Below are 19715 nucleotides of genomic sequence, written 5' to 3'. Positions count from 1 at the left end.
CCGGAAGCGGCAACGAGAAATGGTCGCCCAACAAAACGGGCCGCATGCGCGGCCCGTTTCAGCACCACTTCTACAGAACGCGTCAGATCACGACTCGATCGGCACCAGCGTGATCTCGACGCGGCGGTTCTGCGCACGGCCGGCCTCGGTGTCGTTGCTGGCGACCGGGCGCGTCTCGCCGGCGCCGACCACGATGAAGCGCTCGCGGTTGAGGCCGCGGCTCATCAGGTGGGAGGCCACCGTGTTGGCGCGCTGTTCGGACAGCTTCTGGTTGTAGGCATCGCTGCCGACGCTGTCGGTGTGGCCGGCAACTTCCACGACCGTCTGGTTGTACTCCTGCAGCGTCCGCGCCACGTTGTCCAGCACCGGGTAGAACTCGGGCTTCAGGTTCGACTTGTCGAAATCGAACGTGATGCCGCTGGGCATGTTGAGGGTGATGTTGTTGCCCTGGCGCACCACTTCGACGCCGGTGCCCGCCATCTGCTCGCGCAGCGCACGTTCCTGGCGGTCCTGGTAGTTGCCGATGGCTGCGCCGGCAAGGCCGCCCACGCCAGCGCCGACGAGCGCACGCTGACGACGCTCGGTCGCATCGTCGCCGCTGAGCAGGCCGGCCGCGACACCCGCAAGCGCGCCGATGATCGCGCCCTTGCTGGTCTTGCTCATGCCCTGCTGCTGGCCCTGCGGCTGGCCCTGTTGCTGCGGCTGCTGCGGATACGGCTGGCCGTAGTAGCCGCCACCGCTGGTGGCGCAACCGGCGAGCAGCGCGGCGGCAGTCAGGCCGAGGATGGCGGTCTTGATCGAATTCTTCATGTCGGTCCTTGCTGAAAGATCGGCGTGTGCCGAGTGACGGCACAAGCTAAACACGGGGATGTGCCCAAACGGGTGAGGGGCTCGGAGCCCCGTTCAGTCTGCGGTAGAAATCAGTGCTTGCGCAGAGTCCGCATCGAGCGTCACGTCCCAGTTTCCCATCAAGGACAGATACAACAGCTTCTCGAACTCCGCACCGAAGCGACGGATCACCGCGTCCGGATCGGGAATGAGCCGGCCGTCGGCGATGAGGCCGAAGTGCACGCGACCGTTGTAGCTGAGGATGGAGATACCCACGCCGATCGAACCGGTCTGTGGCACCCAGAACATCATCTCGCGCAGCTGGCAGCCGGCCAGATACAACGGTTGCTGCGGCCCGGGCACGTTGGTCGCCACGGCGGTCGCCTTGCGACTGAACAGCTCCAGCGCCAGTCCCTGCACGGCGGCCGGCGCCATGCCAAGCGCGGCCAGCAGGCCGTAGGCGACGATGGCCTGGCGCGACCCCTTGAGCGACTGCATGCATTGCGCGACGCGCTCGAGGCGACGGATCGGGTTCTCCTCGCCCACCGGCAGATCCAGGAACACCAGTCCGAAGTGGTTGCCCAGCTGGCGCGCATGCTCGAGCGGGCGCAGGTTGACCGGCACCGTGGCCCGCAGCGTCATGCCTTCGACATGGTCGCCGCGCTCGATCATGTAGCTGCGCAGCGCACCGGCGGCCGTCGCCATGAGCACGTCGTTGACGGTGCAGTCGCACGCGCGCCCGACGGCCTTCACCTCTTCCAGATCCAGCGGCTCCGCCCACGCGACGCGCTTGCTCACACCCAGTCGTCCGCGCAGCAGCGAAGGCGGGTCGTCGGACAACGCCAGCGCGTTGAGCAGCTCGCGCGCGATCTCGCCACCCTCCTTCGCCAGCACGGCGGCGAGGCTGGGGTCGCGGTACATCTCCAACCCTTTCTCGACCACCTTGCTGCCCAGCTGCACATAGCGATCCACTGCGCCCACGCGTCGCGCGACGCCGGCGTGATCCTTCTTGAGCCATGTGCGCGGCAGCGTGCTGCCGTCGTCGGGTTCGGTGTCGGTGAGCGAGAGCAGCACCTGCACCAGCGCGATGCCGTCCGCGTAGCTGTGGTGGATGCGCGCCACCAGCGCCGAACCGCCGCCGTCGTAGCGCTCGACCAGATGGAACTGCCAGAGAGGGCGGTCGTGACTGAGCGGCGAGGACGCGAGCTGGCTGACGAAGCGTTCCAGCGCCCGCTTGTCCGCGCGTCCCGGCAAGGCCGCGTGCTGCACGTGCCAGTCGAGCTTGAAGTCCAGGTCGGTTTCCCAGTGCGCGCCGGCGGGCGTTACCACCGCCTTCTGGCGGAAGCGCTTATAGGACAGGAAGCGCTCCTTCACCACGCGCTTGAGGCGCTCCAGCGACATCGGCTGGGCGAACATCAGCACGCCGGTGATCATCATCGGATTGGTCGGCCGCTCCATGCGCAGCCAGGCGGTATCCACCTTCGACATCGGCGCGCGACGTCCCCGCCGCGTGCGTGCTCGTGTCCGCGCTGTGGCCATGCGCCCTCCGAGGCAGCCTCGGGCGAGTGAATCACGCCGCCGAGAGCAGCGTCAACGCACGTTCAATCCCGCAGCTTGCGGTAGGCAGCCAGGGCCCGATCGCGCCCCGCCGCCAGTTCCACGTTCGGCTGCGGCGGATACTCGGGCGCTGCGCGTTGCAGGGCCTGCGGGTCCTGCCAGGGCGCAAAGCGCAACGGCAGCGGCAACGACGCCAGCTCCGGCAGCCAACGGGCGATGTAGCGCCCGTCGGGGTCGAACTTCTGGGCCTGCAGCAGCGGGTTGAACACTCGGAAATACGGCGCCGCGTCCGCGCCGGTGCCCGCCACCCATTGCCAGCCCAGTGTGTTGTTGGCCAGGTCCGCATCGACCAGCGTGTCCCAGAACCAGCGCGCACCGTGCCGCCAGTGCTGGCGCAGGTGCTTGGTCAGGAAGCTGGCGACGATCATGCGCACGCGGTTGTGCATCCAGCCGGTGGCCCACAGCTCGCGCAACCCCGCATCGACGATGGGCACGCCGGTACGTCCGTCGCGCCATTCCGCCAGCCGCGCCTCCGTGGCCGGCGCCCAATCGAAATCGTTGAACCTTGGATCGAAGTTCTGCGAGGGCGTGTCGGGAAAGTGATGCAGCAGGTGGTGGGCGAATTCGCGCCACCCCAGTTCGCGCAGGAACGCGTCGATGTCGGCCGCGTTACGGGCGTTGCGCTCGCGCTCCAGCGCCGACGCAATGCGCCATGGGGAGAGTTCGCCGAAATGCAGGTGTGGCGACAGGCGCGAGGTTCCGGCACGGTCGGGACGGTCGCGCTGCGTGGCATAGCCGCGCAGGGCGCCGTCGACGAAGGTATCCAGCGCGGCACGCGCGCCCTCCTCGCCCGGCGTCCATTCGTTCCAGAAGCCGCGGTCCCAGTCGCGGCGCGGCGCCAGCTTGAGGGCCACCAGCGGCACGCCCGCGGGGCCGTCATCCCGATACGGCAGGCGCGCGGGCGCGTCGCCGCACGGCGCGTGCTGCCATTGCGCCAGCACGGCCTTCCAGAACGGCGTGAACACCTTGAACGGTCCGCCCTGACGCGTGCGGACCGTCCATGGCTCGAACAGCAAGGCGGAGTTGAAGCTTTCCGCCCGCACGCCCTGCGCGCGCAGGGTCTGCTTGATGTGGGCATCGCGCCGTTCGAAGGCGGGTTCGTAACGGCGGTTCCAGAACACCGCCTCGGCGCCGGACATCGCGATCAGCGATTGCAGCGTCGCCAGGCTGGGGCCGAAGAAATGGCGCAGGTGCGAACCGCGCTGCCGCAGCCGGGCATCCAGCGCGGCCAGCGAGCGATGCCGCCATGCGTCCGATGCCGCACCGGGGCGCCAGTCGCCTGCCTCGTCCGGCGCGTGGATGTAGACCGGGACCGGCACGTAGCCGGCGTCGAGGGCGGCCTGCAGCGCAGGGTTGTCGTCCAGCCGCAGGTCGTTGCGGAACCACACCAGCGCCAGCGCAGCCGCGTTTGCGTCGGTTCCGGACATCGCCATGCCCCTGGGGGTCGATGGCCTCAGTATGCCGTCACTGCACGCGGACGTGCGCTCAGGCGGAAACGCCGCCCCGGTACTCGCGCGGAATGCGGTCGTTGAGGCCGACGAGGATCTCGTACGGAATCACCCCCGCCAGCTGCGCAAGATCCTCGACGGTGATGGCCTGATCGCCCTGGGCGCCGATGAGCACCACCTCGTCTTCGTTCCAGGCGCTGCCCTGACCGATGTCGACCATGAACTGGTCCATGCACACCCGCCCCACGATGGGATGGCGTGCGCCGCGGATCAGCACGTCGCCGCGCGAGGACAACGCGCGCGGATAGCCGTCGCCGTAGCCGATGGGCACCGTCACCACGCGCGTGTCGTGGTCGGCCTTCCAGGTCGCGCCATAACTGACCGTATTGCCGGCCTTCACCACCTTGAAATACACCACCTGCGAAGCCAGCGACATCACCGGTTTCACGGCCACGGTGCGATGCGATGCGGGATCGGGCTGGACGCCGTACAGCACGATGCCGGGGCGCACCATGTCCAGCCACGTCTCCGGGAAATGCAGCACGCCACCGGAGTTGGCGAGGTGGCGGATGGGCATCGGCGCGCCCATGCGTTCGATGTGCGCGCAGGCTTCGAGGAAGCGCTCCGTCTGCTGCCCTGTCATCGGCGAGGACGGATCGTCCGAGCACGCCAGATGCGAATAGATGCCCTTGAGCACGCACCATTTCGAAGCCACCGCCGCCTCGATGAAGGGGCGCGCCGAATAGCTGTGCACGCCGACGCGTTCCATGCCGGTATCGATCTTCAGATGGATCACCGCCTTGCGTCCCATCGCCTCCGCGGCGGCCTCGACCTGCCGCAGCTTGTCGAGCGAGGACACGGTGATCTCCAGATCGTGCGCGATGAACTGCGCGACCTGCGGCCCGAAGATGCCGCCCATCACCAGCACTGGTGCGGTCACGCCGGCCTGGCGCAGGGCGATGCCCTCCTCCACGAACGCCACGCCCAGTTGCTCGACGCCCTGCGCCTGCAGGTGCAGGGCGACGGGCACCAGGCCGTGCCCGTACGCGTTGGCCTTGACGATGCCCATGACCGGCACGCCCACATGCGCGCGGATGCTGCGCAGGTTGAACGCCAGATGGTCGAGGTCGACGACGATGCGGGTGGGCCGCTCGCTGACGGCAGGCGGATTTCCGGAAGAGATGGCGGGCACGTTTCGCGGCGGGTGATCGCGTGGACGTCCATTCTAAGCGCGCATGGAGGCCCGCTGCGCCTTGCGCGCGGCATCGCCCGATGGCGAACGCATCGTCAGTCGCAGCGGCGCTCGACCACCGTCTCGGTCTTGTTCTGCTGGTTTTCCTGGATCTTGCGACCGGCCACGGCACCGCCGACCGCTCCCGCGGCGGTGGCGATCTTCTTGCCGCTGCCGCCGCCGACCTGGTTGCCGAGCAGGCCGCCCGCCACCGCGCCCAGCGCAGTGCCGGCGATCTTGTGCTGGTCCTTGACCTCCTTGGGCTTCTGGACCTCGACGTCGTAGCAGTGCGGCTGCCGGGTCGACGATTTCTGCGCGAACGCAGCGACGCTTAAGCACGAAGCCGTCAGGCCCAGCATCAGCATGGGAAGAACACGATTGCGCATGACTCGCTCCGCAGGGATGGGCGATACGGTCACGCTGCACCGGGCGACGTTAGGGACGCGTCAATCCGGTGCTACGTCCTCGTCCATGCGTACGTAGTCGAAACCTTCGTTGCGGATGTGCGTGGCGAAGAACTCGCCGCGCGACGGCGCGGCCATCAGCCCGGCATGCAGCTCGGGCGGAATGTCGTAGTAGCGATAGACCGCGCCGCCCTCGAATTCGACCTCGAGCATGCGGCGGTCTGGGTCGTAACCCACGCTGACCAGCGCCTGGGATTGCACGGGTTCGCGGTCCATGCCGTCAGCATGCACCGGCGTGCGTGCAGCCGGCGACAAGGGCCTGTAGCGGCGTGGTTACTCGAAACTGCCGACCGAATCGTGCGAGAGGTTGTCGAAGCGCGTGTACTCGCCGAAGAACTTGAGCTTGCACGAGCCCGTCGGGCCCGAACGCTGCTTGCCGATGATGACCTCGGCCAGTCCCTTGTCCGGCGAGTTCTCCTTGTTGTAGTAGTCGTCGCGGTAGATGAACATGATCATGTCCGCGTCCTGCTCGATGGCGCCCGATTCGCGCAGGTCGGCCATCACCGGTCGCTTGTCGGTACGCGTTTCCAGCGAGCGGTTGAGCTGCGACAGCGCGATGACCGGCACCTGCAGTTCCTTCGCCAGGCCCTTGAGCGAGCGCGAGATCTCGGAGATTTCCGTCGCGCGGTTCTCGCTGTTGCCGGGCACGGACATCAGCTGCAGGTAGTCGATGACGATCAGGCCCAGGCCACCGTGTTCGCGCTTGAGGCGGCGCGCCTTGGCGGCCAGCTTCACCGGCGACAGGCCCGGCTCGTCGTCGATGAAGATCTTCACTTCACGCAGCTGGCGGATCGCGCCGGTGACACGGCTCCAGTCCTCGTCCTCCAACTGGCCGGTGCGCAGGCGCTGCGCATTGACGCGGCCGACCGAGGAGATCAGTCGCATCGCCAACTGGCTGGCCGACATTTCCATCGAGAACACGGCCACCGGCAGCTTGCTGCGGAAGGCGGCGGTCTCGGCCATGTTCAGCGCGAGCGTGGTCTTGCCCATCGCCGGACGCGCCGCGAGGATGATCAGGTCGGTCTTCTGCAGGCCGGCCGTCATCATGTCGAGCTCGGTGTAGCCGGTCGACAGGCCGGTGACGCCGCTGCCGTTGGTGTAGCGCGTCTGCAGCACGTCGAAGGCTTCGGACAGCGCCTTGGTGACCGGGGTGAAGTCGGTCTTGCCGGTGGAGTTGGCCTGCGCGATGGCGAGCACCTGGCGCTCGGCTTCCTCCAGGATCTCGCTGCTGTCGCGCCCGTCCGGCTGGAAGCCGTCGTTGACGATGCCGGTGCCGACATCGATCAGCTGGCGCAGGATCGCCTTGTCGCGGACGATCTCCGCGTACGCGGTGATGTTGGCGGCCGAGGGCGTGGTGCTGGCCAGTTCGATCAGGTAGGCGCCACCTGCGACCTGCTCGGCCAGTCCCTGCGATTCGAACCACTCACCCAGGGTCACGGCGTCGAACGGGCGGTTCTTCTCCGCCAGTTCGCGGATCGCGCGATAGATGAGCTGGTGGTCGCGACGGTAGAAGTCGCTGTCGTGGAGCTGATCGGCGACCCGGTCGTAGGAATCCGGGGCCAGCATCAGGCCACCGAGCACGGCCTGCTCGGCCTCGATCGACTGCGGCGGAACGCGCAGCTGGTCGATGCGCTGGTCGCTGCGCGTCTCGAAACGTTTTTCCCCGCGGAACCCCGGTCGTACGCTCATTGACGTTGCTATCCCCTTCCCTGCGCCAAGGCGGCCAATTGTGTGTCGCGGGTCGGGCATCGTAGACGCGGAAGCGTCCGGGCCGTTGCAGATAAGTCTGTGGATATCGCGTGGATACTCATGCCCGCATGGAGGCATGCATCCGTCTCATGGCCTGAGACCATTGCGGCACGGGCACATCAGGGCCGTGGATCAAACGCACGACCGTGGAACACCGGGCGTCGCGCCGACGACCGGTCAGTCGTCCTGCACCGTGTCTGCCAGCAGGTGGCGCACCTGTCCCGGCATGCGTGGAGAGATGAGCGCCAGCAGGCAGTCGAGTGCCTCGTTGCGCCAGCGGCCGATGCGCGGCGTCTGCAGACTGCCGGCGATGTGGTGGTCGATCATCTGCGCGATCAGCGGGAAGACTCGATCGCCCTGCGTGTCGCAGGCATCGCGAAGGCTCTGCGTGAGCAGGTCCAGGTATACCGCCTGGGGATCGCGAGGTGGCTGCGCGACGCGGAGGACCGTATCGACGGCGGGAACTGACAGGGAGGAGCGCTGCGGGGCCATGGCGCGGTCGGGGTTGCGGGAGGGCGGTGCCACACTCCCATGCCAGGGGGATGGCCTCCATGGGAAACCTCCTAATCGACGCTGGGGTCTCCCCCACACCACACCTGCCATTTGGCCTGGCCCAGAAAGACGAAAGGCGCCTTGCGGCGCCCTTCGTTGAAGCAGTCCGGTTTCGCGGATCAGGCGACTTCGCCGACCACGATGACCTTGACGGTGGCTTCGATGTCGGCGTGCAGGTGCACGACGACTTCGTGCTCGCCGGTGCGGCGCAGCGGGCCTTCGCCCAGCACGACTTCCGACTTCTCGACCTTGTGGCCCAGCTTGGTCAGCGCCTCGGCGATGTCGCGCGGGCTGATCGAGCCGTACAGCTTGCCTTCGGTCGAAGCATTGGCGCTGATGGTCACCTCGACGCCGTCGAGCGCGGCCTTGCGGCCTTCGGCGCCTTCCAGCGAGGCCTTGGCCTTGGCTTCGTACTCGGCGCGGCGGGCCTCGAACTCGGCCAGGTTGGCCGGGGTCGCCGGCGCGGCCTTGCCGTACGGGATCAGGTAGTTGCGGCCGAAGCCCGGCTTGACGGTGACCTTGTCGCCCAGCTTGCCGAGGTTCTGCACGTTCTGCAGGAGGATCAGTTGCATGGTGTTGCTCCGTATTCGTTAGCGAGGCAGGCGCCCCGCAGCGATGGCTGTCCGAATGACAGTGGAATGCGATATGCGGCGAAGCCTCGCGCCGTGCGGCACGAGGCTCCGGAACGCCTTACGCGTTGTGGTTGTCGGTGTACGGGATCAGGGCCAGGAAACGGGCGCGCTTGACGGCCGTTGCCAGCTGGCGCTGGTACTTCGACTTGGTACCGGTCACGCGGCTCGGCACGATCTTGCCGGTCTCGGTGAGGTACTGACGCAGGGTGTTGAGATCCTTGTAGTCGATCTCCTTCACACCTTCGGCAGTGAACTTGCAGAACTTACGGCGACGGAAGAACTTGGACATGGGTGCGCTGCTCCTGGAGGGCTTCTTTTTCACGCGGCTTCTGCGCTGTCATCGGCGTTGTCATCGGCCGTGCCGACGCCCTCGCCATCCTCGTCACGGCGGCGGCGCTCGCCACGCTCGGGCTTGTCGCCCTTCTCGTCCTTGTACTTCATGATCAGCGACTGCTCGGTATCCGGGCCGTCACGCTTGATCACCAGGTGGCGCAGGACGGCATCGTTGAAACGGAAACCGTCGACCAGCTCGTTCAGCACGTTCTGGGTGCACTCGATGTTGAGCAGGACGTAGTGGGCCTTGACCAGGTTCTCGATCGGGTAGGCCAGCTGACGGCGGCCCCAGTCCTCGAGACGGTGGATCTTGCCTTCGCCGCCTTCGATCAAGCCCTTGTAGCGCTCGATCATGGCCGGCACCTGCTCGCTCTGGTCCGGATGGACCAGGAACACGACTTCGTAATGACGCATGGATGTTTCCTTGTGGATGATGGCCGTGCGCGGAAGCCCGCCGCACGTCCGTATCAGCCCCCCGACGCCCGGACTGGGCGTGGTGGAGCAAGGTCTCCCGGCAGCCGGAGCCGCGGGAGCCGGAAATTATGGCCGATTCAATGGGTTAAGACAACCAGGCCCGCCTTTGCCCCAGACCAGGGACCGAGGTCCCGCCTGCCGCCCAAAAAAACCGCCCCGCGCCCGTACGCCGCCGCGTTCACGTCCCGCCGAATAGCGTGACCGGCCTGTGCCCGCGTGGACCGTGTCCGGTGAAGATCGCCACCTTCAACATCAACGGCATCAATACCCGGCTGGGCGCCCTGCTGGAATGGCTGCGCCGCGAACAGCCGGAAGTGGTGTGCCTCCAGGAGCTGAAGGCGCCGGAGGAGGCCTTCCCGGTCGAGGCCATCGCCGGGGCCGGCTACGGGGCGATCTGGCATGGGCAGAAGTCGTGGAACGGGGTGGCCATCCTGGCCCGCGACGCCGACCCGGTGGAGATCGGCCGCGGACTGCCCGGCGACCCGGACGACACCCAGAGCCGTTACATCGAAGCCGCGGCGCACGGGGTGATCGTGATCTGCCTGTACCTGCCCAACGGCAACCCGCAGCCGGGTCCCAAGTTCGACTACAAACTGGCCTGGATGGACCGGCTGCTCGTGCGCGCGCGCCATTGGATCGACAGCGGCCAGCCGGTGGTGATGGCCGGCGACTACAACGTGGTGCCCACCGACGAGGACATCTACAACCCGAAGTCCTGGCGCAAGGACGCCCTGCTGCAGCCCGAGAGCCGCGAACGCTACCAGCAACTGCTCGACCAGGGTTGGCTGGATGCGCTGCGGCATGTCTTCGGAGAGGAGCGCGTGTACACGTTCTGGGACTACTTCCGTCAGCACTGGGAACGCGATGCCGGCCTGCGTATCGACCACCTGTTGCTCAACGCGGAGCTCGCCCCTCGCCTGCGCGCCGCCGGAGTGGACCGCTGGGTACGCGGCGAACCCAAGCCCAGTGACCACGCGCCGACGTGGATTGAGCTCGGCCCCGCAAAGCGCGTCGCACGCAAGGCAGCGCCCCCGAAAACGCCGGCGCGACAGACCACCACGCGGCGTGCGCGCAGCGCCACCTGAGTGCCGCGGACGAACCGCTTCACCGCCGCGCCGCACGCAACGGGCACAATCGCCGCATGCCTCCACATGCGACGGCCTCACCGCCCGCCTCCAAGCCCAGCCTGCGCGAGCGCTTCAATGCGCTGCGCAACCTGCCTCCGTTCCTGCGGCAGATCTGGGCGACCAGTCCCGGCCTGACGCTCACCACGCTCGGCCTGCGCGTGGTCCGCGCGTTCCTGCCGATTGCCACGTTGTACGTCGGCAAGCTGATCATCGACGAAGCCGTGCGTCTGATCTCCGCCGGCCACGGCTTCACCTCGGCACTGGATGCATGGCACAGCGGCCAGCTGGACACGCTGGCGACCCTGCTGCTGATGGAGTTCGCACTGGCCATCGCGTCCGATCTGTTCGGCCGCATGGTCAGCTACGGCGACGGGCTGCTGTCGGAGCTGTTCACCAACGTCACCAGCGTGCGCCTGATGGAGCATGCGGCCACGCTGGACCTGGAGGACTTCGAAGACCCCGACCTGCAGGACAAGCTCGATCGTGCGCGTCGGCAGACGATGGGGCGCATGAACCTGATGAGCCAGTTGTTCGGCCAGGTGCAGGACGCCATCACCGTCATCAGTTTCGCGGCCGGCCTGCTGGTCTTCGCACCGTGGCTGATCGTGCTGCTGGCCGTTGCACTGCTGCCTGCGTTCATCGGCGAGGCGCACTTCAACGCGCTGGGCTATTCGCTCAACTTCGCCTGGACGCCGGAACGCCGCCAGCTGGAGTACGTGCGCCAGATGGGCGCGAGCGTGGAAACGGCGAAGGAGGTGAAGATCTTCAACCTCCATCGCTTTCTCATCGCCAAGTACCGCGAGCTGGCCGACGGTTTCTTCCGTGCCAACCGCGCCCTGGCCCGCCGCCGCGCGTTCTGGGGCACGCTGCTCGCCGCCCTGGGCACGCTGGGGTATTACATCGCCTACGCCTACATCGCGTGGCGCACGGTGAAGGGCGATTTCAGCATCGGCGACCTCACCTTCCTCGCCGGCAGCTTCCGCCGCCTGCGCCAGTTGCTCGAAGGGCTGCTGGTGGGTTTCTCGCAGGTCGCGGGACAGGCGCTGTACCTGGACGATCTGTTCTCGTTCTTCGAGATCCGGCCCGAGATCGTCTCGCCGCCGGACGCGTTGCCGATACCGCGCCCCATCGCGCGCGGTTTCGCCTTCGAGAACGTGGGCTTCCGCTATCCCGACGCGGAGAACTGGGCGCTGCGCGGACTGGATTTCGAGCTGCGCGCGGGCGAAGTGCTGGCACTGGTCGGTGAGAACGGCGCCGGAAAAACCACGCTGGTGAAACTGCTGGCACGCCTGTACGACCCGGACGAAGGCCGCATCCTGCTCGATGGTCGCGATCTGCGCGAGTACGACCTCGATGACCTGCGCGGCAACGTCGGCGTGATCTTCCAGGACTTCGTGCGCTACCACCTCACCGCCGGCGAGAACATCGGCGTGGGACAGATCGACGCGATGGACGATGCCCAGCGCATCCGCGATGCCGCACGTCGCGCAATGGCCGACGAAGTCATCGAGGGCCTGCCTCGCGGCTACGAACAACTGATCGGACGACGCTTCAAGACGGGCGTGGACCTCTCCGGCGGCCAGTGGCAGAAGATCGCCATCGCCCGGGCCTACATGCGCGATGCGCAGGTGATGATCCTCGACGAACCCACCGCGGCGCTCGATGCGCGCAGCGAGTTCGAAGTGTTCCAGCGTTTCAAGGAGCTGTCCGAAGGAAAGACCGCGGTGTTGATCTCGCACCGCTTCAGCAGCGTGCGCATGGCCGACCGCATCCTTGTGCTGGCCGAAGGCCGGCTGGAAGCGAGTGGCACGCACGAACAACTGTTGGCACAGGGCGGCCGCTATGCGGAATTGTTCGAACTGCAGGCCGCCGGTTATCGTTGAGCCCACCCCAACCCCACACAGACGGACAGGAGCCCTGCCCATGCGCCATGCCGTGCATTGCACCACGCTCGCCCTCGCCCTCTCGCTGACGCTGGTCGCCTGTCAGGCGCGCCAGGGCGAGGAAGCCGCTGCCACCTCCGCGACGACGGCGACCGCTGCCGCGCCGAAGGCATTGCCCACACAGACCGTCGCCAGCCAGAACGGCAGCGTCACGGTCACGACCCTCGTGGCCGGATTGGAGCATCCCTGGAGCGTCGCCTTGCTGCCGGACGGCGGCTTCCTGGTCACCGAACGTCCGGGCCGACTGCGCCACGTATCGGCGGACGGCACCCTGTCCGCGCCGCTCGGCGGCGTGCCCGCGGTGTGGGCCGAAGGCCAGGGCGGTCTGCTCGACGTCGTGCTGGCGCCGGACTTCGCCACCAGCAAGCGCATCTTCCTGAGCTTCGCCGAACCCGGCCCGGAGGGCAGCGCCGGCACCGCCGTCGCGACCGCCACGCTGGGCCAGAACGCCTTGTCCGACGTGAAGGTCTTCTACCGCCAGGAGCCCAAGCTGGTCGGCCCGAACCACTTCGGTTCGCGCATCGTCTTCGATGGCAAGGGCCACGTCTTCATCACGCAGGGCGAACGCAACGATCGCCCGACCGCGCAGAAGCTCGACATGCTGCAGGGCAAGCTGGTGCGCCTGAACGTCGACGGCAGCGTGCCGGCCGACAATCCGTTCGTGGGTCGCAAGGACGCGCGTCCGGAGATCTGGAGCTACGGCCATCGCAACATGCAGTCGCTGGCGCTGGATCCGCGCACCGGCAAGGTGTGGGAAGCCGAGCACGGCCCGAAGGGCGGCGACGAGATCAACATTCCCGAGGCGGGCAAGAACTACGGCTGGCCCATCATCACGCACGGCATCAACTATTCCGGCCTGAAGATTCCCGAAGCCGTGGGCACGTCGGCGCCGGGCATGGAGCAGCCGTACCACGTGTGGGAGAAATCGCCGGGTTTGTCGGGCATGGCGTTCTATACCGCGCACCCGGATTCCAAGTGGAACAACAGCCTGTTCCTCGGCGCGCTTGCCGACGGCAGCCTCATCCGCCTCACGCTGGACGGCGACAAGATCACCGGTGAAGAGCGCCTGCTGAAGGAAGTCGGCGCACGCATCCGCGATGTGCGCGTCGGCGCCGATGGCAAGGTGTATGTCGTCACCGACGAGACCGACGGCAAACTGCTGCGACTGGATCCGCCGAAGTAAACACCGCTCGAAAGCCCCTCTCCCCCGGGAGAGGGGTTGGGGTGAGGGGCAACGCAGTCACTGCTTCGAACTACCCGGAACGTAGTGCTCCGCGCACGGATATCACCCTGCTCTTTCCCACATCCGCCCTTCGGACACTTCACGGACAACACCATGATCCGGACGATCGCCCTCTGCCTTGCCCTGCTGGTTTCGGCGCCCGCATTCGCCGCCGACACCGATGCCGACCTGCTGGCGCTGGATGCCTCGTGGAACGAACTGCGCCTGAAGCCCGACGTCCAGGGCCTTGAGCGCATCCTCGCCGACGACTGGATGCTCACGCATTCCGACGGCCGCGTGCAGCACAAGGCCGACTACCTCGACGAGCTTCGCACCAGCACGCGCCGCAACCAGGGCATCGGCAACGAGGACGTGCGCGTGCGCCGCTATGGCGACACCATGGTGGTCACCGGCACCAGCGTGCAGTCGGGCATAAGCAACGGCCAACCGTGGAGCGGACGCTTCCGCTTCACGCGCGTGTGGGTGAAGCGCGACGGTGCATGGACGATGGTGTCCTCGCACTCCTCCCGCGTCACGCCGCCGCAGTAATCCTCAGAACAGCGCACGCTGGTCGGGCCCGTCGCCGGGCCCGGAGTAGTCGAGCGCGCCGTCGACGATGCGTGCCGCTTTCGTATACGGATGCTCCTCGCTCCGACCCGGCGCGATGAGGTGGATCACGCGCCAGCCGCGCGCCTTGAGGTCGTCGCTGATCAGCGCGCGGTGGCATTGGGTCCAATGCGCTTCGGCGCACAGGATCGCGGTACGGCGATGTTCGGCCAGCGCCTCCAGTGCGTCGCGTGCGGCGTGGTATTCGCCGGTGTCCATGTAGTCGGCATAACCGCGGAAGGCGGCATTGCGCCACGCCGTATGCGGCGAATCCGCCCGCGCTCGGCGACGGCCGCCCAGTGCCGGCATCGGCCGGTACTCCAGACCGGCACGCGGCAGCGCCTGTGCCATGTTCGCCGCCGTGAACTGCGGGTGCCGGCGCGAGGCGGGATAGCGGCGCACATCGGCGAGCGCTTCGACACCGGCCTGGGCCAGCAGGTCCACGAAGTCCTGCCATTCACGTGTGGAATGGCCCACCGTCCAGACCGTCTGCATGGCCCGGAGCATAGGACGCTCGCCGTCGCCACGACGCGAATCAAACCGCGCCTGGAGCGGTCGGCTACAATGCCGGCCCGCTTCCCTCCCCCGCCACGGCAATGTCCTCCGCGTTTGGCACCGAGACGGTGCTGGATGTCCGTCACTGGACGGACGACTACTTCAGCTTCACCACGACCCGCGACGACGGCTTCCGCTTCGACAACGGCCAGTTCGTGATGATCGGCCTGCAGGTTGCGCAGGACGACGGCACGACCAAGCCGCTGCTGCGTGCGTATTCCATCGCCAGCGCGAACTGGGAAGAGCAGCTGGAATTCTTCAGCATCAAGGTGCCGGGCGGCCCGCTGACCTCGCGCCTGAAGTCGATCCAGCCGGGCGACCAGATCCTCGTCGGCCGCAAGCCCACCGGCACGCTGCTGATCCACGACCTGCATCCGGGCCGCAACCTGTACCTGCTGGGCACCGGCACGGGGTTGGCGCCGTGGCTGGCGGTCATCAAGGATCCGGAAACGTACGAGCGCTTCGACAACATCATCCTGACCCACGGCGTGCGCAACGCGCAGGACCTGGCCTACCGCGATTACTTCGTCAACGAACTGCCGCATCACGAGTTCCTCGGCGAGCAGATCGCTGCGAAGCTGAAGTACTACCCCGCCGTCACGCGCGAGGCGTTCGAGTTCAACGGCAACGACCACCGCGGCCGCCTCACCGATCTGCTCGACAGCGGGCGGATGATGGAACAGCTGGGTATCGAGGCACTGGATCCGGAACACGACCGCGCAATGATCTGCGGCAGCCCGCAGATGCTGGCGGACTTCCGCGCCATCCTGGACGGACGTGGCTTCACCGCCGCGCCGCGCATCGGAACGCCGGGGCAGTACGTCTTCGAGCGCGCGTTCGTCGAGAAGTAAGGCCGCGGCGCTCAGCCCAGCGAGTTGATCGACCGGATCAGCGCGTTCAACCAGTCCATCGCATCGGGCAACACCAGCGGAATCAGTACTGCGGCCATGGCCACGAACTTGGGCCAGAGCGCGCGAAGCGCACCGCCAAAGCTCAGGTCATCGCCATGCCGGGTGAACATCGGGCCGAGCATCGTGTCCTTCTCCAGGCGCAGCACCACGATCGTGGTACTCAGAAAGCCGACCAGCAGTAGCGCGATCGACATCGCCTTCAGCCAACGCGTGTACACCGGCGGATAGGCCGACATCATCAGCAGCACCGCCAGTGGTGCTGCCATCGCACACCAGGCGGAGAGACGGATCGCCACTACGAGAAGCTTCAGCTCCGCCACCAGCTGACTCTGCCAACTGTCGAAGGCGCTGCCCGTCGGGGGATACAGCCCGCTCGATCCGATCACACGTTGCGTCTCGCGCAGCCATTCGCGTGGCGTCTGGTTCCGCAGGGCGCGGACGTCGTTCCGGCTCAGCGACAGGTTGAAGGCCGTCTGCGTGGGTTGCTGGACGGTCTGCGGCGAAGGCCAATCGGACAGGCCCTTGCGCTTCTGTACCGACGGGATGCACCGGGACAGGCGAAGCGTAAGCCGGCCGAGGTTCCTCATGTGCCATCCGAGCGTGACCAGGAAGGTCGCTCCACAGATGAGGACGACCATCGCGAACAACCAGGGCTCCCATCCATCGATGCTGATGGGCTTTGCATCGGTCAGGAAGAACACGCCGACCACCAGCAGCATGAGGCTGACCGGGATCAGCCAGGGACGCTCGCTTTCGCCAGCGCCGGGCCAACCCAGTTCCTGCCCGTAGACGTCGTAGCGGCGGCCGGCGACGCACAGCCGGATGATGCCGATCAACGCCATGCACGCGTACAGACCACCAATGCAGAGCACCGCAAAGATGTCGCGCCCATGCGCAAGGCTGAAGCGACAGGACTGCTCGCCCAGGCACGGATCGAAATGCTCGCCGCCGCCTCCCCAGGACGTGACCTGCAACAACCGCAGGCCGGACAGGATGACCACGATTCCCGCGATGGCGACCAGAGACACCTGCAGACCCCATCTGGGCGGCGCCAACGAGGCGATCGCATCGTCGTTGGCGCTCGCGGATGCGGACGCGCGGGCAGCGCGCCGCTGTGTGCCTTCCCGGGTGAACAGCCGCGTCAACCAGCGGGAATCCAGGATCACCCGCTGCACGAAGTTGGACATCACGCCGCCACTTCTGGCGACCTTGAGCAGCCACACGCCGACCAGCAGGAAGAAGATGGCCAGCAGCAGCGTGGCGAGATACCACACACGCTGCATGCCAAGTCGCGCATCGGCGGCCACCATCGTGCTGCGCCGCTCATCGTCGAGGCTCTCGAACCCGGCCATCGTGGCCACCAGCAGCGTCGGAGCGTAACCAGGCGTCTCCATCGGAAGGTCGAGCATGAATGCGTCGGGACGCGGACCGCCGGTCTGATAGCCCGCGAGCAGGTACACCGCGCGGAACGTGTTGGCCGCCAGATCGGTCGAGAAGGAATAGCGCTCAACGTCATTGCGCAGATTCCGGGCCGGGTCCCTGTTCGCATCGTTGCGGTTGCGAAGGAGCAGGCGACGCAACACACACAGCTGCCGCCAAGACGCCTGCACGCACTTTGTTTCAGCAAGCTCCCGAAGATCCCTCGCCGGGCACGGTACGACGGCGGGCCCCAACACGCAGACGAGCGGATCTTGCGCGGGCACTACGATTGCACCGCGACTGGTCGCCCGGTAATCGGGATGCACCATCAGGTAGTCGGCTTCCAGCATCACGGGCAGTGCGGATGGCAGCTCCTTGCGCACTTCGCTGAGCAGGAACAGGCGGTCGCGGACATCGGTCGCCACGATGACGACCACGTTCGGCTCGCCCCGGATGCGCAGCGTGTCGAAGAGGCGGTACAGCATGAGTTCGTCGGAGCGCGACGTCAGGCTCGGCTGGAACACGGGCGGCAGGTCGTTGCCCGACTCCGCGCTGGTCATGTCCAGCTCAAGCAGGCGACTGGTGCCGTTGACCCCGCGCTGGCGCGCGTTCATCGCGGCCTTGCGCAGGCGCGAGTGCTCGGCGCGAATCGACGCGATGTTCGGAGAGAACGATTTGATGCGCACGGAAATCTTCTGGTCCGGGCAGTTCGACTGGATAGCGTCCCAGTCGTCGCGGTCGGCGACATTGATTCGCTTGCGAATGCCCGCCGCCCGCTTCTTGTCGCCAGCGGCCTGCAGACGATCGAGCTCCATTTGCAGTGCCTCGCGGTCTGCGGGCGCCTGAAGCCTCGCACGCACCAGTTCATTCTCGAGCCTGACCGCCATGTCTTTCGCCGAACCGCCGAAGGTGGATTCCTCGACGAGGAAGACGATCCTGCGGTCCGGCAGGAGGGCGTGTCCGCACAGATACTTCGTCAGCGCCAGCATCTGCTCCCGCAGTGTCCACGACAGCGGCCGGTAGGTCACCGTCGCGCCGCGAACGAAGGAGTGGCGACCGATGAACCGGTTGCTTGGCACGGACGCAGAAGGACTGACCAGGTTCACCTGTAGCCGGTTCGTTTCCGGGATCACGCAATCGCTTTCCCCATCGCAGACCAGGCGCCCGATCGCCACGGCCAGCGACTGCATGGAACCGGAGAACGTCGGACCCATCACGTTCAGGACCCTGCCGCGCACGTCGGACTTTCGATCGCAGGATGTCGCGGGCGACAACTGTTTCACCTGCACGCGCGTGCCATTGAGCGCGAGCGCGCAGCGGGCGGCTACTTCGAACGCGCGCGGCTGGACTCCGAAGCTTGGCGAATCCCCGACCAGGAATACCAGTTCGTACACCACATCGACGGGAGCCGAAACATTCGCAGGGCGGGACGCGTCAGCCGCGCCGCTTCCCGGACTTCTCCAGTCTTCCCTTCGGAACAGGAGCAGGCTGGGCTTGCTGCGATGCGTGTCGCGATAGCCACTCGTCGCCCGCGCGGTTGCGTTGTCATCCTGATCAGGCCCCCTGGGCGTCCATGAGAACGCGAAGCCATCCAGCGCATAGCCACGTGACTGATACGCGGTGAGCAGCGAAGCCACCATCATGTCGAACGACTTGCCCATGCGTGTTTCGCGCGCGTCCGGCACGATCGCCACCAGCGTGCGCACCGACACCCGCCCTTCGGGCGGAAGGTGCTTCAAAGGGGTGAGTGCATCATCCAGCTGCGGCGTCGTAGCGAAGTACCCGGCTGCGTCGTCGGAGGCACCTGCATCGGCGTCCTGCGCCAGGACGGCGCCGATGGGCCCCTGGAACAGAATCAGCAGTGCCATCAGCCTGCCGAGGTACCGGCCCAACCACCGATTCTGCACGCCCTCGCAGACGCTTCGGCCAATGGGTGCCCGCCCGGTCGGGCCCGCGGGCCACCGGTCGAAGCGCACGTCCCTGCTCATTGCACCACCTCCGTGGTTGCCAACGCCGCGCTTCCCGGCGACCGGCCAGCCGCTGCGGCCTGCGCCCGCGTCCTGACGGCCGGAGAACCGCCGCTCCAACGCCCTCCATCGGCGGATTGACGCGGATCAAGGGAACTCACGCGCGGCGCGCTAGGATCCTTTCCAGACTCCCGCGGAGAACCCTGCATGAAGATCCTGCTTGCCGTGGACGGCAGCGACATCAGCCTGCGCGCCGTCAAGTACGTCCTCGCCCTCCGGAAGGAACTGGCGAAGCCACCTACCGTGATCCTGGCCAACGTCGACCAACCGCTTCTACAGCGCGTGGCCGTGACGATGGGGGCGCAGGCCGTGGCGCGTTACCACGCGGAGAATGCTGATGCGATGTGCAATGCGGCCCGTCGCATGCTGCGCCGCGCGCGGATCGATTTCCTGGAGGCGATCCACGTCGGCGATGTGCCCGACACCCTGCTCGCCCTGTCGAAGAAGCACCGCGCCGACCAGATCGTCATGGGCTCGCACGGCAACGGTGCGATCCGCGGCATGTTCCTGGGATCGGTGTCGGCCAAGGTGATCGCCGGGTCGACTGTCCCGGTCACAATCGTGCGCTGATGCGATG

Annotated in this window: 19 protein-coding genes; 6 read left to right on the top strand and 13 right to left on the bottom strand. The window is 66.9% G+C overall.

Annotated elements, in window-relative coordinates; genetic code table 11:
• Positions 1–87: 87 nt before the first annotated feature.
• From QLQ15_RS12620 to rpsF, 11 genes are all read right to left on the bottom strand, one after another.
• Entirely contained in the window at positions 88–810 is a 723-nt protein-coding gene (locus QLQ15_RS12620; RefSeq protein WP_283213118.1) for a YiaD family glycine zipper/OmpA-like lipoprotein, read from the bottom strand.
• A gap of 93 nt (positions 811–903) precedes the next feature.
• A complete protein-coding gene (locus QLQ15_RS12615; protein WP_283213117.1) occupies positions 904–2316 on the bottom strand; it encodes a WS/DGAT/MGAT family O-acyltransferase in 1413 nt (470 codons plus the stop codon).
• Between the two features lie 113 nt (positions 2317–2429).
• Positions 2430–3872, bottom strand: a complete 1443-nt coding sequence (locus QLQ15_RS12610; protein ID WP_283213116.1) for a cryptochrome/photolyase family protein — start codon at positions 3870–3872, stop codon at positions 2430–2432.
• Positions 3873–3930: 58 nt separating this feature from the next.
• Positions 3931–5085, bottom strand: coding sequence for an alanine racemase (gene alr, locus QLQ15_RS12605; RefSeq protein ID WP_283213115.1), 1155 nt, complete (start codon positions 5083–5085; stop codon positions 3931–3933).
• Between the two features lie 95 nt (positions 5086–5180).
• Complete coding sequence (locus tag QLQ15_RS12600) at positions 5181–5510, bottom strand: glycine zipper 2TM domain-containing protein (RefSeq protein WP_283213114.1); 330 nt, start codon at positions 5508–5510, stop codon at positions 5181–5183.
• Between the two features lie 60 nt (positions 5511–5570).
• Complete coding sequence (locus tag QLQ15_RS12595) at positions 5571–5804, bottom strand: KTSC domain-containing protein (RefSeq protein WP_283213113.1); 234 nt, start codon at positions 5802–5804, stop codon at positions 5571–5573.
• A 57-nt stretch (positions 5805–5861) separates the two neighbouring features.
• Entirely contained in the window at positions 5862–7277 is a 1416-nt protein-coding gene (locus QLQ15_RS12590; protein WP_283213112.1) for a replicative DNA helicase, read from the bottom strand.
• 237 nt (positions 7278–7514) lie between these two features.
• Complete coding sequence (locus QLQ15_RS12585; protein WP_283213111.1) at positions 7515–7829, bottom strand: hypothetical protein; 315 nt, start codon at positions 7827–7829, stop codon at positions 7515–7517.
• Positions 7830–8008: 179 nt separating this feature from the next.
• Entirely contained in the window at positions 8009–8461 is a 453-nt protein-coding gene (gene rplI / locus QLQ15_RS12580; protein ID WP_283213110.1) for a 50S ribosomal protein L9, read from the bottom strand.
• A gap of 118 nt (positions 8462–8579) precedes the next feature.
• Complete coding sequence (rpsR, locus tag QLQ15_RS12575) at positions 8580–8810, bottom strand: 30S ribosomal protein S18 (protein ID WP_031372470.1); 231 nt, start codon at positions 8808–8810, stop codon at positions 8580–8582.
• Positions 8811–8839: 29 nt separating this feature from the next.
• The gene (rpsF, locus tag QLQ15_RS12570) at positions 8840–9268 is read right to left on the bottom strand and encodes a 30S ribosomal protein S6 (RefSeq protein WP_283213109.1); all 429 of its coding nucleotides are present in this window, start codon (positions 9266–9268) and stop codon (positions 8840–8842) included.
• Positions 9269–9558: 290 nt separating this feature from the next.
• Between rpsF and xth the strand changes: the two genes are divergently transcribed.
• The 4 genes from xth (at position 9559) to QLQ15_RS12550 (ending at position 14169) form a co-directional block, all read left to right on the top strand.
• Entirely contained in the window at positions 9559–10413 is an 855-nt protein-coding gene (gene xth, locus QLQ15_RS12565; RefSeq protein WP_283213108.1) for an exodeoxyribonuclease III, read from the top strand.
• A gap of 56 nt (positions 10414–10469) precedes the next feature.
• Complete coding sequence (locus tag QLQ15_RS12560; RefSeq protein ID WP_283213107.1) at positions 10470–12338, top strand: ABC transporter ATP-binding protein; 1869 nt, start codon at positions 10470–10472, stop codon at positions 12336–12338.
• Between the two features lie 40 nt (positions 12339–12378).
• Positions 12379–13581 (top strand): PQQ-dependent sugar dehydrogenase, encoded by a 1203-nt coding sequence (locus QLQ15_RS12555; RefSeq protein WP_283213106.1) that lies wholly within the window; start codon positions 12379–12381, stop codon positions 13579–13581.
• A 153-nt stretch (positions 13582–13734) separates the two neighbouring features.
• Positions 13735–14169 carry a nuclear transport factor 2 family protein gene (locus tag QLQ15_RS12550; protein WP_283213105.1) on the top strand — a complete coding sequence of 145 codons (435 nt, stop codon included), beginning with the start codon at positions 13735–13737 and terminating at the stop codon, positions 14167–14169.
• 3 nt (positions 14170–14172) lie between these two features.
• Here QLQ15_RS12550 and QLQ15_RS12545 read toward each other — a convergent pair whose 3' ends face one another.
• Entirely contained in the window at positions 14173–14721 is a 549-nt protein-coding gene (locus tag QLQ15_RS12545; protein WP_283213104.1) for a DUF488 domain-containing protein, read from the bottom strand.
• A gap of 101 nt (positions 14722–14822) precedes the next feature.
• Here QLQ15_RS12545 and QLQ15_RS12540 point away from each other — a divergent pair, with 101 nt between their 5' ends.
• Positions 14823–15632 carry a ferredoxin--NADP reductase gene (locus QLQ15_RS12540; protein ID WP_283213103.1) on the top strand — a complete coding sequence of 270 codons (810 nt, stop codon included), beginning with the start codon at positions 14823–14825 and terminating at the stop codon, positions 15630–15632.
• Between the two features lie 11 nt (positions 15633–15643).
• Here QLQ15_RS12540 and QLQ15_RS12535 read toward each other — a convergent pair whose 3' ends face one another.
• Positions 15644–18979, bottom strand: a complete 3336-nt coding sequence (locus tag QLQ15_RS12535) for a hypothetical protein (protein WP_283213102.1) — start codon at positions 18977–18979, stop codon at positions 15644–15646.
• Positions 18980–19285: 306 nt separating this feature from the next.
• On the opposite strand from QLQ15_RS12535, the gene QLQ15_RS12530 reads away from it, so the two are divergent.
• A complete protein-coding gene (locus tag QLQ15_RS12530) occupies positions 19286–19708 on the top strand; it encodes a universal stress protein (protein ID WP_283213101.1) in 423 nt (140 codons plus the stop codon).
• Positions 19709–19715 lie beyond the last annotated feature (7 nt).

It is taken from the genome of Lysobacter stagni (assembly GCF_030053425.1).
Classification (GTDB): domain Bacteria; phylum Pseudomonadota; class Gammaproteobacteria; order Xanthomonadales; family Xanthomonadaceae; genus Lysobacter_J; species Lysobacter_J stagni.
Note: the sequence above shows the minus strand (reverse complement) of the source record. Positions and strands in the feature narration are given on the sequence as shown.